At 72.5% G+C, this 14755-nt stretch carries 16 protein-coding genes; 5 read left to right on the top strand and 11 right to left on the bottom strand.

The window, feature by feature from the left end:
* Positions 1-8 precede the first annotated feature (8 nt).
* Positions 9-989, bottom strand: coding sequence for a hypothetical protein (locus GTY67_RS31565; RefSeq protein WP_161281289.1), 981 nt, complete (start codon positions 987-989; stop codon positions 9-11).
* On the bottom strand, positions 986-1885 hold the full coding sequence (locus tag GTY67_RS31560; RefSeq protein ID WP_161281288.1) for a phosphatase PAP2 family protein: 900 nt from the start codon (positions 1883-1885) through the stop codon (positions 986-988). The genes GTY67_RS31565 and GTY67_RS31560 overlap by 4 nt, the downstream gene beginning before the upstream one ends.
* 159 nt (positions 1886-2044) lie before the next feature.
* On the opposite strand from GTY67_RS31560, the gene GTY67_RS31555 reads away from it, so the two are divergent.
* From GTY67_RS31555 to GTY67_RS31535, 5 genes are all read left to right on the top strand, one after another.
* Positions 2045-2701: a TetR/AcrR family transcriptional regulator gene (locus tag GTY67_RS31555; RefSeq protein ID WP_161281287.1), complete on the top strand. Its 657-nt coding sequence runs from the start codon at positions 2045-2047 to the stop codon at positions 2699-2701.
* Positions 2702-2938: 237 nt separating this feature from the next.
* The gene (locus GTY67_RS31550; protein ID WP_161281286.1) at positions 2939-3736 is read left to right on the top strand and encodes an SDR family oxidoreductase; all 798 of its coding nucleotides are present in this window, start codon (positions 2939-2941) and stop codon (positions 3734-3736) included.
* A gap of 60 nt (positions 3737-3796) precedes the next feature.
* On the top strand, positions 3797-4810 hold the full coding sequence (locus tag GTY67_RS31545; protein ID WP_161281285.1) for an SPFH domain-containing protein: 1014 nt from the start codon (positions 3797-3799) through the stop codon (positions 4808-4810).
* Positions 4807-5706 carry a hypothetical protein gene (locus GTY67_RS31540; RefSeq protein ID WP_161281284.1) on the top strand — a complete coding sequence of 300 codons (900 nt, stop codon included), beginning with the start codon at positions 4807-4809 and terminating at the stop codon, positions 5704-5706. The genes GTY67_RS31545 and GTY67_RS31540 overlap by 4 nt, the downstream gene beginning before the upstream one ends.
* Before the next feature lie 82 nt (positions 5707-5788).
* Positions 5789-6292: an NUDIX domain-containing protein gene (locus GTY67_RS31535; protein WP_161281283.1), complete on the top strand. Its 504-nt coding sequence runs from the start codon at positions 5789-5791 to the stop codon at positions 6290-6292.
* Positions 6293-6355: 63 nt separating this feature from the next.
* On the opposite strand, the gene GTY67_RS31530 is transcribed toward GTY67_RS31535, so the two are convergent.
* From GTY67_RS31530 to GTY67_RS31490, 9 genes are read right to left on the bottom strand one after another with little or no spacing between them, the layout of a single operon-like run.
* Positions 6356-7711 (bottom strand): ammonium transporter, encoded by a 1356-nt coding sequence (locus tag GTY67_RS31530; protein WP_161281282.1) that lies wholly within the window; start codon positions 7709-7711, stop codon positions 6356-6358.
* Positions 7712-7766: 55 nt separating this feature from the next.
* On the bottom strand, positions 7767-8726 hold the full coding sequence (locus tag GTY67_RS31525) for an urease accessory protein UreD (RefSeq protein WP_161281281.1): 960 nt from the start codon (positions 8724-8726) through the stop codon (positions 7767-7769).
* A gap of 1 nt (position 8727) precedes the next feature.
* The gene (ureG, locus tag GTY67_RS31520) at positions 8728-9348 is read right to left on the bottom strand and encodes an urease accessory protein UreG (RefSeq protein WP_093689207.1); all 621 of its coding nucleotides are present in this window, start codon (positions 9346-9348) and stop codon (positions 8728-8730) included.
* 50 nt (positions 9349-9398) lie between these two features.
* Positions 9399-10163, bottom strand: coding sequence for an urease accessory UreF family protein (locus GTY67_RS31515; RefSeq protein ID WP_161281280.1), 765 nt, complete (start codon positions 10161-10163; stop codon positions 9399-9401).
* Positions 10164-10166: 3 nt separating this feature from the next.
* Positions 10167-11891, bottom strand: a complete 1725-nt coding sequence (ureC, locus tag GTY67_RS31510; RefSeq protein WP_093689203.1) for an urease subunit alpha — start codon at positions 11889-11891, stop codon at positions 10167-10169.
* Positions 11891-12406, bottom strand: a complete 516-nt coding sequence (locus GTY67_RS31505; protein WP_161281279.1) for an urease subunit beta — start codon at positions 12404-12406, stop codon at positions 11891-11893. The genes ureC and GTY67_RS31505 overlap by 1 nt, the downstream gene beginning before the upstream one ends.
* Positions 12403-13353 (bottom strand): cobalamin biosynthesis protein CbiX, encoded by a 951-nt coding sequence (locus tag GTY67_RS31500; RefSeq protein ID WP_161281278.1) that lies wholly within the window; start codon positions 13351-13353, stop codon positions 12403-12405. Before GTY67_RS31500 ends, GTY67_RS31505 begins: the two co-directional genes overlap by 4 nt.
* A gap of 3 nt (positions 13354-13356) precedes the next feature.
* The gene (locus tag GTY67_RS31495) at positions 13357-13662 is read right to left on the bottom strand and encodes an urease subunit gamma (RefSeq protein ID WP_093689197.1); all 306 of its coding nucleotides are present in this window, start codon (positions 13660-13662) and stop codon (positions 13357-13359) included.
* A gap of 60 nt (positions 13663-13722) precedes the next feature.
* A complete protein-coding gene (locus GTY67_RS31490) occupies positions 13723-14685 on the bottom strand; it encodes an urea transporter (protein ID WP_161281277.1) in 963 nt (320 codons plus the stop codon).
* Positions 14686-14755 lie beyond the last annotated feature (70 nt).

Raw genomic sequence — 14755 nt, 5'->3', positions numbered from 1 at the left:
GCCGAGCGTCACGGGTGGGGCCGCCCGCCCGCCGGTACGGCGAGGGGTTCCGCGCCGAGCTGCGTACCGTCCGCGCGCCGTGGGCTGCCGATGACCACCCGGGAGGGCACCGGATCCGGCACCGGCTCAGGGGCGGCCGTAGGCGCTTCGCCCGGGTCCGTGCGGCGTGCCTGGGCCCGGCTCAGCAGGATCACGCCGCGTACGGCGGCCGCCGTACCGAGCAGCGCCAGGACCAGGCTGACCGGCCCGCCCTGGAGGCGTTCGCCGAGGAGGGCCAGGCCGATCGCGGCGGCGGCCACCGGGTTGGCGAGGGTGACGACCGCGAGCGGTGCGCCGAGGCCGCCCCGGTAGGCGGTCTGGGAGAGCAGCAGGCCGCCCATCGCGAAGGCGGAGACGAGGAGCGCCACCGTCAGCAGCCGCCAGCTGAACAGCGGGCCGCCGGAGTGGTCGGTGACGGCGACGGTCAGGGTCTGGGTGAGCGCGGAGGCGACGCCCGACGTGATGCCGGACGCCGCCGCGTGCCGCAGTCCGGGGCGGGCGCCCGGCCGGCTGAGCCCGGCGACGACCGCCATGGTGGCCGCGCCGACGCCGAGCGCCTCGGGAAGGGTGAGGGTCTCGTGCGGGGCGGTGCCGCCCGCCGTCAGGAGCAGCGCGCCGAGGCCGAGCAGGGTGAGGACCGTGCCCCGCCACTCGGTGCGCCCGACCCGGCGTCCGGCGGCGCGTGCCCCGAGCGGTACGGCGGCGACGAGCGTGAGAGCGCCGAGCGGCTGGACCAGGGTGAGCGGGCCGTAGTTGAGCGCGGCGACATGGAGGAGCGCTCCCCCGGCGTTGAGGCCGACCGCCGACCACCAGGCGCCCCGGCCCAGCAGCCGCAGAACGCCGGTGGAGGGTTCGGTACGCCCGGCCAGCCGGGACTGGGCGACGGCGGCGGAGGCGTAGGCACCGGCGGAGACGAGGGAGAGCGCGACGGCGATCAGCGTGGCGTTCATCGGCCGGCTCCGGATCCGGCGGGGGTGCGTGCGGGGTGCGGGGCGCCGGTGACGTACGAGTCCACCGCCATGTCCGCACCCGGGACGGCGTACGCCGGTACGCGCGCACCCCCGCCGGGCACCGCCCCGCCACCCGCCGCCCACGGCAGGTGCGCCGGTACGTTCCTGGCCGCGCGTGGCAGCCGCAGCGCGGCGAGCGCCACCGCCAGCAGTGCCACCACGACGATCGCGTCCAGCCAGTAGTGGTTGGCGGTGCCCACGACGACGAGGAGGGTGATCGCCGGGTGCAACAGCCAGAGCCAGCGCCACCGGGAGCGGGTGGCGGCGATGAGGCCGACGGCCACCATCACGGCCCAGCCGACGTGCAGCGAGGGCATCGCGGCGAACTGGTTCGCCATCGTGTCGGTCGCGGGCGTCGCCCCGTACACCGTCGGCCCGTAGACCTGGCCGGTGTCGACCAGCGCGGCGGCCGGGAGCATCCGGGGCGGGGCGAGCGGGAAGAGCAGGTGGAGCACGAGGGCGGAGCCGGTGAGTACGGCGAGGACGCGCCGTGACCAGAGGTAGTGGAGCGGGCGGCGCCAGTAGAGCCAGACCAGGAAGAGGACCGTGGCGGGGAAGTGCACGGTGGCGTAGTACGTGTTCGCGGCGTGGATCAGTGTCTGGCTGTGCAGCAGCACGCCCTGGACGGCTCCTTCGCCCGGGAGGTGCAGCGCCCGTTCGAGGTCCCAGACGTTCCCGGCGTTGCGGAACGCCTCCTCGACATGGCCGTTGGCCGCCTGGCGGCCGAACTTGTAGGCCAGGAAGAGTCCGGCCACGAGAAGGAACTCGCGGACGAGGGGCGGTCGGGCACGTATGTCCGGCTCCTGGTCCGCGGGCTCGGTGCGGGCGTACGTCACCCGGTGCCCCCTTGGATGCGAAGCGGTGTCAGGACGGCATGGCGAACCCATGCCGAATCGATACGCCAGTGTACCGATACGTTGGCGTATCGGTACACGCGCGTATCGGTACACTGGCGTATCGAGAGCCTCGCCGCACCGCCGCAGGAGGGACCGTCCATGCCGTCGCCCGATTCCGTACCGGAGTCAGCCCCCGCTTCCCGCCGGTCGAAGATCACACCGGAGCGCGCGCAGGAGCTCTACACGGCGGTGCTGGACCTCTTGCGGGAGAGCGGTTACGAGTCGCTGACCATGGAGGGCGTCGCCGCCCGCACCCGCTGCGGCAAGTCGACGCTGTACCGGCAGTGGGGGTCCAAGCCTGAGCTGGTCGTCGCCGCGCTGCACGGCACCCGGCGAATGCGGCTCCCGGACATCGACACCGGGACGCTGGCCGGGGACCTGCTGGAGGCGGCCCGGACGATCGGTGAGGCTTCGGGGCGTGACACCCCGCTGATGCACGCGCTCAGCCATGCGGCGCTCCAGAGCCCCGAGCTGCTGTGCGCCCTGCGCGAGGCGCTGATCGTGCCGGAGATCGCGGCGATCGACGCGATGGTCCGGCGGGCCCAGGCGCGCGGCGAGATCGCGGCGGACCTGCCGGGGGCGGAGTACGTGGCGGCCCAGCTGCTGGGCGTGATGCGCGCGCGGCCGCTGCTGGAGGGGCGGTACGCGGACGCGGCATACCTCACCAGGTTCGTCGAGAAGGCGATCCTGCCCGGACTCGGACTCACGGCGGGAACGCCGGAGCCCTGCGGGGACGGGGACGCGGGCACACCGTGACCCTCACAGACATGGACTCGGGCACGCCCGGATCCTGACAGACGTGGACCGCCCGTCCCAGCGGATGGGGACGGTCCACCCGGCGCCGCACCGTGGGGACGGGGGCGGCGCAACGCCCGGCCGGCCGGTGAACTCTTCGGAGCTCACCGGCCGCCCGTGTTTCCGGACGCCCGCAGCCCCTATCGCACCTAACAAACGATTGGTAGATTCCGCGTCCACGCACGCGGGAGGCGGACCATGGAACTGGGCAATCCGATCGACTTCACCGGACGGGTGGCGATCGTCACCGGCGGCACCCAGGGCATCGGCGCCGTGATCGCGGACGCCTTCCTCGCGGCGGGCGCGGAGGTCATGGTCTGCGGCCGCACCACCCCCGCCACGCTGCCCTCGTCAGGCGCGCGGCACGCCGCCTTCCGCCCCACGGACGTCCGGGACCCGACGGCGGCGGCCCAGCTGGTGGCGGCGACGGCCGAACGATTCGGCCGACTCGACGTCCTCGTCAACAACGCGGGCGGCTCCCCCGACGCCGACGCGGCCACGGTCTCCCCCCGTTTCGTCGAGAAGGTCGTCGCCCTCAACCTCCTCGCCCCCTTCTACGTGGCCCAGGCCGCCAACCTCGTCATGCGGGAGCAGCCCGAGGGCGGCAGCGTGATCAACATCGGCAGCGTCTCCGCCCACGACCCGCAACCGGGCACCGCCGCCTACTCGGCGGCGAAGGCGGGCCTGCTCGGCCTCACCCGGGCCCTGGCCCTGGAGTGGGCACCCAAGGTCCGGGTGAACCACATCACCGCAGGACTCATCCGCACCGCGAGCGCCGCCGAGCTGTACGGAGAGGACGACGGGGCGGGGGTGGCGGACATCATCCCCATGGGGCGGCTGGCGGTTCCGGCGGACGTGGCGCACGCCTGCCTCTGGCTCGCCGGGCCGCATTCCTCGTACGTCAACGGGGCCGACCTGGCCGTGCACGGCGGCGGGGAGATCCCGGCCAGGGACCTGGCCCGCCGAGCCCCGCAACCCCCCTTATCGTCACCTTGACTATTTAGCCCCTCGCCCTTTATCGTCTTCATGACGACATCACGTTCGAGGGGGGACCCCATGGCCGACATCACCCGGCGCTTCGGCTGGCGCCATCTGCGCTCCGCGCCCACCGCCCACATCCGCCACCACAAGCGCGGCGAGCTCGCCCACGACGGGCGGGGGCTCAGCTTCTGGTACCGGTCGCTGTCGGCGGCGCTCTCCGAAGTGCCGGTCGACGACCGGGAGCTGGCCATGGCGTTCCACGCCCGTACGGCGGACTTCCAGGACGTCACCGTGCAGGCCACCGTCACCTACCGGGTGAGCGACCCGGCGCTGGCGGCCGACCGGCTGGACTTCTCCGTGGACCCGGACACCGGGAGCTGGCGCGGCGCGCCCCTGGAGCAGATCGCCACCCTGCTCACCGAGACCGCGCAGCAGCACACGCTGGACGTCCTGGCCCGCACCCCGCTGGCGCAGGCCCTGGTGGACGGGGTCGCCTCGGTACGTGAACGGGTCGCCATCGGTCTCGCCGCCGAGCCGAGGCTCCCCGCCACCGGGATCGACGTGGTGGCCGTGCGCGTCGTCGCGATCCGCCCCGAGGCCGAGGTGGAGCGCGCCCTGCGCACCCCGGCGCGTGAGCAGATCCAGCAGGAGGCGGACCGGGCCACCTACGAGCGCCGGGCGGTGGCCGTGGAGCGGGAGCGCACCATCGCCGAGAACGAGCTGGCCAGCCAGATCGAACTGGCCCGGCGCGAGGAGCAGTTGGTCGACCAGCGCGGCACCAACGCCCGCCGGGAGGCGGAGGAGAAGGCCGCGGCCGACGGCGTACGCACGGAGGCGGAGGCGTCCCGCAAGGTGCGTCTGGCCCGGGCGGAGGCCGAGGCGGCGCGCGAGACGGGTTCGGCGCGCGCCGAGGCGCAGGCCGCCTGGCTGCGGGTGCACGGCGAGGTCGACCCGGCCACGCTGCACGCCCTGGCGGCGACCCGGCTCGCGGAGAACGTACCGCGCATCGAGAGCCTCACCCTCTCCCCCGACGTGCTCACCGGGCTGCTGGCCAAGCTCGGCCGTGCGGAAGGCGGGGCGGGGGCGTGAGCCTGGCACCCCGGGCGGTGCTGGTGCACCGGCGTACCGAGTACGAGGAGCTGCTCGCGCGCCACGGGACGCACGGGCAGGCCGCGTTCTTCCTGTCCAGCCGGGGCCGCGCGATCGACGACGTGGCCCGGCGCCACGAACGTACGCAACAGGCCCTACGGGACGTGGCGGCCGCCGTGCCGCTCACCTGGCGCTCCACCCGGGTGGAGCGGGCGGACCTGGACCGGTTCCTCTTCGCGCCGGAGGACGTGGTGGTCGTGGTCGGCCAGGACGGGCTGGTCGCCAACGCCGCGAAGTACCTGTCCGGGCAGCCGGTCGTGGGCATCGACACCGACCCCGGGCGCAACCCCGGCGTCCTGGTCCGCCACCGCTGCGCCGACGCGGCCGCGCTGCTCCGCGCGGCGACGGCCACCGGATCCACCGTCGACGCGCTGACCATGGTCGAGGCGGTCGCCGACGACACCCAGCGGCTGGTCGCGCTCAACGAGATCTACCTGGGCCCGCCCGGCCACCAGACGGCCCGCTACCGCCTGGGCCCCGACGGCGCCCCGGCCCCCGGCGAGGCACAGGCCTCCTCCGGGGTCCTGGTCGGCACGGGCACGGGCGCCACCGGCTGGCTGCGCTCCCTGTGGCTGGAGCGCGGCAGCACCACCCCGCTGCCCGCGCCGAGCGACCCCCGGCTCCTCTGGTTCGTCCGCGAGGCCTGGCCCTCACCCGCCACCGGCACATCGCTGGTCTCCGGCGAACTGGGCCGGGGCCAAGGGCTGCGGCTCACCGTGGAGTCGGACCGGATCGTGGTCTTCGGGGACGGCATGGAGTCGGACGCCCTGGAGCTGACCTGGGGTCAGAGCGTACGGCTGGGCATCTCGGCGACCGCGCTGCGACTGGTGGTCTGAGCGGGGCCGGCACCTCGATGTCGTTACGGTGTTGCGGTACCACCGGCCCAGCAGAAGCCCCGGAGAGCGGAGACCCAGCACCATGACCACCGAGACCCGCCCCGCCCGCAACACACGACCGCCCACGGCACAGGCGGCCCTCGGGGTCGGCGTGATCGTCGAGGACGGACAGGGGCGCGTGCTCCTGGGGCGGCACCACAGCGGTACGTGGGAGCTGCCCGGCGGCAAGGTCGATCCGACGCACGAGTCGGTCGCGGCGGCCGCCGCGCGTGAGCTGAGCGAGGAGACCGGTCTCGCCGTGGACGAGGGCGCGGTGGACGTCTTCGCGATGCTCCACGACGTGATCGGGGGGATCAACCGGATCAGCATGGGCGCCCTCGTACGCTTGCACTCCGGGATCCCCGAGGTCACCGAACCGCATCTGATCAGCGCCTGGCGGTGGACCGCCCCCGAGGAGCTGCCCACGCCGCTGTTCGAGCCGTCGGCGCAGATCCTGGCGGCCTGGCGCCCGGACCTCGGCATCAGCCACCCGCCCGCGCACCTGCTGCGGATCGCCGGGGCCGCTGAGGAGCGCCCGGGGCGATGAGGGAGGGTCGCAGGGCCCATGAAGAACCCTCGGGCCGACGGGCTTCGTGGTCCGCCGGCCCGGTCAGCGCGATGCCTCCCGGTCCCGCAGCAGCTTGGTGATGTGCTGGACGATCTCCTCGTCGCTCGCGGCGGTTGCGGCCTTCCCGGAAACGAGGTCGTGGAGCCGGTCGGTGGTCAGGAAGTCGTAGGCGCGCTCCGCCTCCTGGCCGGGCACATGGTCGTACTGCTCGGAGGCCCGGAATCCGACGGTCAGGTCGACGGCCTTGGCGATGAGCCACGTCAGCACGAACGAGAACGCCATCACGGCGACGATCGCCACGAGCTGCTTGCCCAGCAGACCCCAGCCGCCGCCCTCGAAGAGCCCCTTCCGGCCGCTGATCCGCGCGGTCGCGAACAGGCCGACCATGATCAGCCCGATGAAGCCGCCCACCCCGTGCACGCCGACCACGTCGAGGGTGTCATCCACGCCGAAGCGGTATTTCAGGGTGACCGCGAAGGCGCTCACCGCGCCCACGACCAGGCCGGTGACGACCGCGCCCAGGGTGTTGATCTCACCGCAGGCGGGCGTGATGGCCACCATGCCCGCGATGGCGGACGAGACGACGCCCATCGTGCTGACACTGCCCGTACGCCACTTCTCGACCAGCGGCCAGGTCACCATGGCGCCCGCCGCGCCCAGCTGCGTGTTGAGGAAGGCCGCGGCGGCGGTCCCCTGGTCGGTCAGCGCGGAGCCCGAGTTGAACCCGAACCAGCCGAACCAGAGGAGCCCCGCGCCGATGACGACCAGCGGGATGTTGTTGGGCCGGTCCTCGCGGCGCGCGAAGTCGCGCGGCGCCCGCAGCACCAGGGCCACGGCCAGACCGGCGACCCCGGAGTTGAGCTCCACCGGCAGCCCGCCCGCGAAGTCCAGGGCGCCCAGGTGCTTGACGATCCAGCCGTCCTCGTCGAACACCCAGTGGGCCAGCGGCACATAGACGATCAGCAGCCACAGGACGACGAAGACCAGCCATCCCTTCATCGTGGCCCGGTCGGCGATCGATCCGCTGATCAGGGCCACGGTGATGATCGCGAACCCCATCTGGAACGTGGCGTAGACGTAGGTGGGGATGGAGCCGGTCAGCGTGGTGAGCCCGATGCCGTTCATGAAGGCGTGGTCGAGATTGCCGATGAGCCCCGCTCCCCCGACATCGGGGCCGAAGGCCAGGGTGTAGCCGACGGCCCACCACACCAGCGTCCCGAAGGCCAGCGCGGCGAAGCTCATCTTGATCATCATCAGGACGTGCTTGGTGCGTACCATGCCGCCGTAGAAGAACGCCAGTGCCGGCGTCATCAGCAGCACCATGGCCGTGGCGGCGAGCAGCCAGGCCGTGTCGCCGGAGTCGTACGCGGGTGGCATCGGTGCGGGTGCGGTGATCATCGGCGGGATACCTCGCTGAAGGTCTCGACGGAGCGGGGGCGGATGGCGGCGCGCGCTACGGCTTGCGCACCGGCGGGGCCGGGCAGCCGGTGAGGAGCCGGTGCACGGCGGACCAGGCAGCCGTGTGCGCGGCGGCGACCCGGACGGGGCTGTCGTCCAGGAGCCGCAGCCAGGCGCCGCACTCCCGGGGCAGCACACTCACGCCGTACGTGACTCCGTGGCCGGCCACCGCCTCGTGCAGGGCATCGGCGACCTCGGCGGCCGGGGCCCGGTCGGTGACGGCGTAGAGCGAGCTGACGTGGTCGTGCCCGGCGAACACGGCCGGGCCGAGGACCCCGGCCCGGTCCGTGTCCGGACACAGCCGCTGGGTGTCCACGGCCAGGAGCGTGCCGTCGGGCCGGCTGATGCGGAGATCGGCCGCGAGCACCCGGTAGGCGTGCCGCTCGCCCCGCGCGAGCCGGCCGGCCGTCACGGTGTCGCCCAGGACGACGGTGGCGCCGGGGGCGACGGTGACCTCGGTGCGCTGGTAGAAGCGCGACCCCTCGAACGGGATCAGGGGGTCCGGCAGGTACTCCACGTAGGAGCCCTCCTCGGCCGTCAGGTGGACCCGCTGGGCGGCGTAGTCGTGTTCCATCCGGAAGACCTTGGTCGCGGCCTGGGTCGTCAGGTGCACCTGGGTGCCGGGGCCGCACCGGAAGTCCATCCGGTAGCGGTCGGCCTGCGCCACACCGCCCCCGGTGGCCATCAGGCAGACGTACGTCATGCCGGGCATGGCGGGGTCGGTCCAGAGCGGGCGGATGATCTGGAGCGGCGACTTCTGGTACCGCTCGACCAGTTCGGTGCGCCCGCCCCGGACCGCGAAGCCGAGGTCGAGGATGCCGACCTTGGCCGGGGAGCCGGGGGCGAGCGTGTCCGGCGCGGAGCTGAGCGCCGCGACCTCGGGAGGCAGCCGGTCGATGCCGTAGTACCGCTCGTCGAGTCGGTCCGGCCCGTTCGCCGTCGGCAGGGCCGTCATGTCAGATCAGCACCTTGCGGCGGGATTCGAGGAAGCCCGCCACATCGGCCACACCGGCACCCGTCAGACAGTCGGTCAGGAGCACCGGACGGTCCTCCCGGACCCGGTGGGCGTCGGACTCCATGACACCGAGGTCGGTACGGACGTACTGCGCGATGTCCGTCTTGTTGATGATGAGCAGATCCGATTCGGTGATGCCCGGGCCCCGCTTGCGCGGCATCTTCTCGCCCTCCGCCGTGTCCAGCACGAAGACGAAGACATCGGCGAGGGCCGGGCTGAACGTCAGGGTGAGGTTGTCGCCGCCGGACTCGTAGAAGAGGGTGTCCGTGTCGGGGAAGCGCTCCAGCAGCTCGGCGCCGGCCGCGAGGTTCATCGTCGGGTCGTCGCGGACGGCGGTGTGCGGGCAGGCACCGGTCTCGACGCCCACGATCCGCTCCGGTTCCAGGACCCCCGCCAGGGTGCGCCGGATGTGCTGGGCGTCCTCCTGGGTGTAGATGTCGTTGGTGACGACGCAGGGGCGGCGGCCCTCCGCGATCATCAGCGGCACCAGCGCCTCGATGAGCGCGGTCTTGCCGGATCCGACGGGTCCACCGATACCGATGCGCAGTACGTTGTCGTCCATGGTTTCTTCTCCCTGGCTCGCGGGTGGTTGGGGGGGCGGGGCAGGCCTGCTCAGCTGGCGAAGAGGCGGGCTTCGGCCCGTTCGTGACGGCCCGACATGATGTCGGAGGCGAAGGCGGTTGCGCCGACGTCGGCGAGTTCGCGCCGCAGCGCCGCTTCGACGGTCCTCTCGATGACGGGCGCCACCGCGTGGAGCATGGTCTGGGCCCGGCGGTGGTCGGTCAGCCGCAGCCGCAGGGCCGCCCCCGCGAAGCTCGCGCAGAACGCGAACAGGTCGCAGGCGACGGCCTGGCGGACCGGCACGCCCGTCGCGGCGTGGACGACCCCGGCGGCCACGGCCTGGGTGCCGGGCACCTCGCGGCGTACGACGCGGCCGAAGTACGCCTCGATCTCCGGCCGGCCGTAGACCTCGGCGGCGAGGTCGAGGAGCTGTCTGCCGGTCCGGGTGGCGGCCCGGCGCATCTCCTGCCCCAGCTTGGTGGCGAAGAGGTGCTCGTCCACCGCGGCCACGGCCTCCGGCCGACCCTCCCGGGTGGCGCGGTGGGCGAGCGCGAGCGCGGTGGCGTCGGCGGGGCCGACCCCGTGGAGCAGCAGCGACTCCAGCAGTGCGGGCAGGGTCCCGGAGTCCACCGCCCGCGCCTGGGCGAACCCCTCCAGGCTGTGCGACAGGGTGTAGAAGCCGCTCGGGAAGGCCGAGTCGGTCAGCTGGAGGCCGACCAGCAGGTGGGCGAGCGGCGGCTCGGCGGCCACCGCCCACACGCCGGGGCCGGGTGCCCGCGTGCCGGGCCCGGTGGTGTCCCGCTCTTCCTGGTACATCGCCTAGACCAGGAAGTACAGGTGGTTGAGGGGCAGTTCCTCGGCCGGGTCGATGGTGGCGACCTTGCCGTTGAGCGTGACCTTGAACGTCTCCGGGTCGACCTTGATGTCCGGCAGCGCGTCGTTGCGGACCATGTTGTGCTTGCCGATGGTCCGGGTGCGGCGGACGGGCAGGACCCTGCGCTCCAGGCCCAGTGCGGCCGGAACCCCCGCCGCGATGCCCGCCTGCGACATGAACGTGACGTGCGTGGCCTGCTGCGCCTTGCCGTACTGCCCGAACATCGGGCGGTAGATCACCGGTTGCGGGGTGGGGAGCGAGGCGTTGGGGTCGCCCATCTGCGCCCAGGAGATGATGCCGCCCTTGATGACCATCTTGGGCTTGGCGCCGAAGGAGTGGATGGGCCAGAGCACGATGTCGGCGATCTTGCCCTTCTCGATCGACCCCACATGGTCGGCGATGCCGGTCGCGATGGCGGGGTTGATGGTCACCTTGGCGAGGTAGCGCAGCACCCGCTGGTTGTCGTTGCGCGCCGAGTCGCCCTCCAGCACACCGAGCTTGTCCTTGCAGTGGTGGGCGGTCTGGAAAGCACGGGTGAACGACTCCCCGACGCGCCCCATGGCCTGGGAGTCGGAGGAGAACATGCTGATCACCCCGAGGTCGTGCAGCACGGTCTCGGCGGCGATGGTCTCCGCGCGGACGCGGCTGTCGGCGAAGGAGACGTCCTCGGGGATGTCGTGGCTGAGGTGGTGGCAGACCATGACCATGTCCAGCAGCTCGTCCACCGAGTTCTTGGTGTACGGGAGGGTCGGATTGGTCGAGGACGGCAGGATGTTCGGCTCGCCCGCCACCCGGAGGATGTCGGGGGCGTGTCCGCCGCCCGCGCCCTCGCTGTGGAAGGTGTGGATGGTGCGGCCGTCGATCGCGGAGCGGGTGTCCTCGAAGAACCCGCTCTCGTTGAGGCTGTCGGTGTGGATGGCGACCTGGACGTCGTGCTCGTCAGCGACGTTCAGCGCGTTGTCGATCACGGCGGGGGTGGCCCCCCAGTCCTCGTGGACCTTGAGGGCACAGGCACCGGCGACGACCTGTTCGTTCAGCGCCTCCGGCAGGCTCCCGTTGCCCTTGGCCATGATGCCGAGGTTGACCGGGATGCTCTCCGCGGCCTGGAGGAGCCGGGAGATGTTGTACGGGCCCGGGGTGCAGGTGGTCCCGTTCGAACCGTCCGAGGGGCCGGTGCCGCCGCCGATGAGGGTGGTGATGCCGTTGGTGAGGGCCTGCTCGGCCTGTTGCGGGGCGATGAGGTGGACGTGGGTGTCGATGGCGCCCGCCGTGGCGACCAGGTGCTCGCCCGCGATGGCCTCGGTGCCCGGGCCGATGATGAGGCCCGCGTCGACCCGGTCCTGGGTCTGCGGGTTGCCGGACTTGCCGATGCCGACGATGAAGCCGTCCTTGATGCCGATGTCGCACTTCACGACGCCGACGACGGGGTCGATGACCACCACGTTGGTGATCACGGTGTCGAGTGCCCCCTGCGCGCTGGTGGCCTGCGGGTCCGCCGCCATGCCGTCGCGCATCGTCTTTCCGCCGCCGTAGAGGACCTCGTCCCCGTACTGCCCCTCGCTGTAGTCCTTCTCGACCTCGACGACGAGGTTGGTGTCGCCCAGGTGGAAACGGTCGCCGACGGTCGGGCCGAACATGTCGGTGTACTGCTTGCGCGGCAGGATGGGCATCAGCGCGACCCCTTCTTCTGGGAACTCTTCGGCTTCTTCTGCTGGGAACGCTTCTGCTCGGGCTTCTTCGGCTCGGGGTTCTTCTGGTCGGGCTTCCCCTGCGCGGGCCTCTTCCGTTCCGGCGTCTCTTCCTGCCCGCTGTTCTGCGCACCGGCGAAGCCCCGCTCGATCGCCTTGCGGACCGCCTCGACCTTGGCCGGGTGGGAGACGAGGCTGCCGTTGAGCAGGCCGCTGAAGCCGACCAGCCGCCCGGTCCCGGCGTACTCGCACAGCTCCACCTCGCGGGTGCCGCCGGGTTCGACCCGTACGGAGGTGCCGGCCGGGATGTTGAGGTGCATGCCGAGCGCCCGCTGCCGGTCGAACGACAACGCGGAGTTGACCTCGAAGAAGTGGTAGTGCGATCCGATCTGGATCGCCCGGTCACCGGTGTTCTCGACCGTGAGCCGGACGGTCCGGCGACCGGCGTTGATCTCGATCGGCTCCTCGCCGTACAGGTACTTCTGACGGAAAGTCATGCGGTGCTCCTGATGACGTGTCCCGCGCTGTGGACGTGCGGGCGCCCGTGGTCGTGGGGACCCACGCCCGGGAGGTGGATGTGTTCGTGCCCCTCGCCCGACGCGTGGGCGTGGTGGTGGCCGTGCTCGTCGGCCGCCGGGTGACCGCGGTGGTGGCCGTGTCCCTCGCCGGGCGGGTGGGTGTGGTGGTGGCCGTGTCCCTCACCGGGCGGGTGCGTGTGGCCGTGGCCGTGGTCGTCGGCGGCGGTCAGTCCGGCCGCGATCCCGTCGTCCTGGCGCTCGCTCCACCGCTGCCGGGCGTCGGCCACCCGCTCCGCCAGGACCCGGGCCAGGGCGGCGCGCGAGACCGTCGGGCCGACGGAGGCCACCGTGACGCCCGGCACGCCGGGCGGGTCGGCGGGGGCGAACCCGGCGGTCAGCAGCGCCACTTCCGTCGCGCCGAGGCGCCCGCAGCGCCGCACCCCCTCGGCCGGGTCCGGATCACCGCCGGTGAACGCCACCTCGACGAGCCGATGTGCGCCGTGGCCCCGTACGAGTCGCGCGATCCGGTACAGCTCGGCGTCCTCGAACAGCCCTCCGGCCGGGGCGGTGACGAGCAGGGCCGACGTCGCCGGGACCCGGTTCGCCGCCGCCCGCAGCCAGGCGATCAGATGGCGGTCGGTGCCGAACGGTTCGGCGAGCAGGGTCCCGAAGGTCTGCACGGCATTCTGTACGGCGGGCAGCGCCCGGAGCGTGCGTGCGGTGTCCGCGACGAGTTCCGGGTCCCGGCCGAGGGTCATCGGGACGACGCAGGCCTGTTCGCCCGAGCGCCGGAGGCGGGCCAGGGCGCGGATCAGTCCGCGCCCGCCGGTGACGACGAGCACGTCGGGGCCGACGAGGTCGCGCAGGGCTTCGCCGTAACCGGCTTCGTGGCCGCACACGGCGACCGGGCGGCAGCGGTCGGCCACGGCTCAGCCGCCGATGGGGTCGTGGCAGGAGACCAGCTTGGTGCCGTCCATGAACGACGCCTCGACCTGGAGCAGCCCGAGCATCTCCCGTACGCCCGGCATGGTGTCGTCCTCGGAGACGATCTGACGGCCCAGCTCCATGCAGTCCGCGACGCTCTTTCCGTCCCGGGCCGCTTCGAGGATCGCCTCGGTGATCAGCGCGACGGCCTCGCTGTAGTTGAGCTTGAGGCCACGGCCCTGGCGCTTGCGGGCCAGGTCGGCGACCACGTACACCAGCAGCTTGTCGATCTCGCGGGGGGCGAGGTTCATCGTCGGTACCTTCCTGAGGATGTCGTGCCGGGAGGCGGGGGGAGTGGCAGGGGAGGCAGGTCAGTCGCTCCGGCGGAGGCGTGGCAGCAGGGGGACCGCGGCCATGAGTGCCCAGGTCGTGAGGATGAACGGCCAGGTGAAGGTGTGGCCGCCGAAAGGCTTGAAGAAGGAGGTCAGCGAGGCGGTGAGCCCCGTGCTGGCGGCGGCTCCGAAGAGCGCGTAGGCGCCGTTGGCGACGGTGCCGCTGAGGAAGACGGCCCCCAGGGCGATGGCGACCAGGACGGCGTTGTATCCGTAGATGCCGTTCCTGATCAGCTCGGTCGGAGCGCCGAGGGCCCAGCCGGCCACGATGCCCATGACGCTGCCGGCCGCCGCGAACAGGAAGACCCGCATTCCGGCGCAGGCCAGCCCGGCGAGCATGATGAGCCCGACGTACCACTCGTCCACCAGGAAGACCTGCGACACGTTGGTGAAGAAGGCGTGCCAGAGGTCGTCCCAGGAGATGGCCGTGTCCCCCGATGTGGGCGAGGAGACGGGCTTGGGAGCGTCGTTCCAGATCCGGCTGAAGGAGGGGGCGCCGAGCACCATGACACCCGACACCAGGCAGAAGGGCGCGGTGAGCGCGGTCAGGCCGAACGGGGTGAGCAGCGTGGTCAGCGACGCGGTGAGCAGGGTGCAGATGACCGCGCCGACGACGGCGAGGACGTACGTGGCGGGGTGGTGCCCCAGCGAGGTGACCAGCGCGATGCCGGTGAGGCAGCCGCTGTAGCCCTGGAGGCCGAGGACGATGCCGGACCGGTCCACGCCCAGGGCGTAGGCGGTGGCCGTGGAGACCAGGGTGCCCAGGGTCGCGAAGAGGCCGATCTCCCAGCCGGCGCTCCACAGTGCGGCGAGGATGAGGAGGCCGGTCCAGAGGAGGGGCTGGAGGTCGACCTGTCCCACCCCGCGCACCGAGGCCAGAAGGAAGCCGAAAGGCTCGCGTTTCTGCAGTTTTCGGATGATGTCCGGTTCAGCGACGGGCACGAACGGCTCCGGCATTCGAGGAGAGGGCAGGGCGACCGGGCCCGTCCCTGCGGTGTGGGTCTGCGCTCAG

Source organism: Streptomyces sp. SID8374 (assembly GCF_009865135.1).
Lineage (GTDB): Bacteria > Actinomycetota > Actinomycetes > Streptomycetales > Streptomycetaceae > Streptomyces.
The sequence above is the reverse complement of the archived record's forward strand: the minus strand, read 5'-3'. Positions and strand labels throughout refer to the sequence as shown.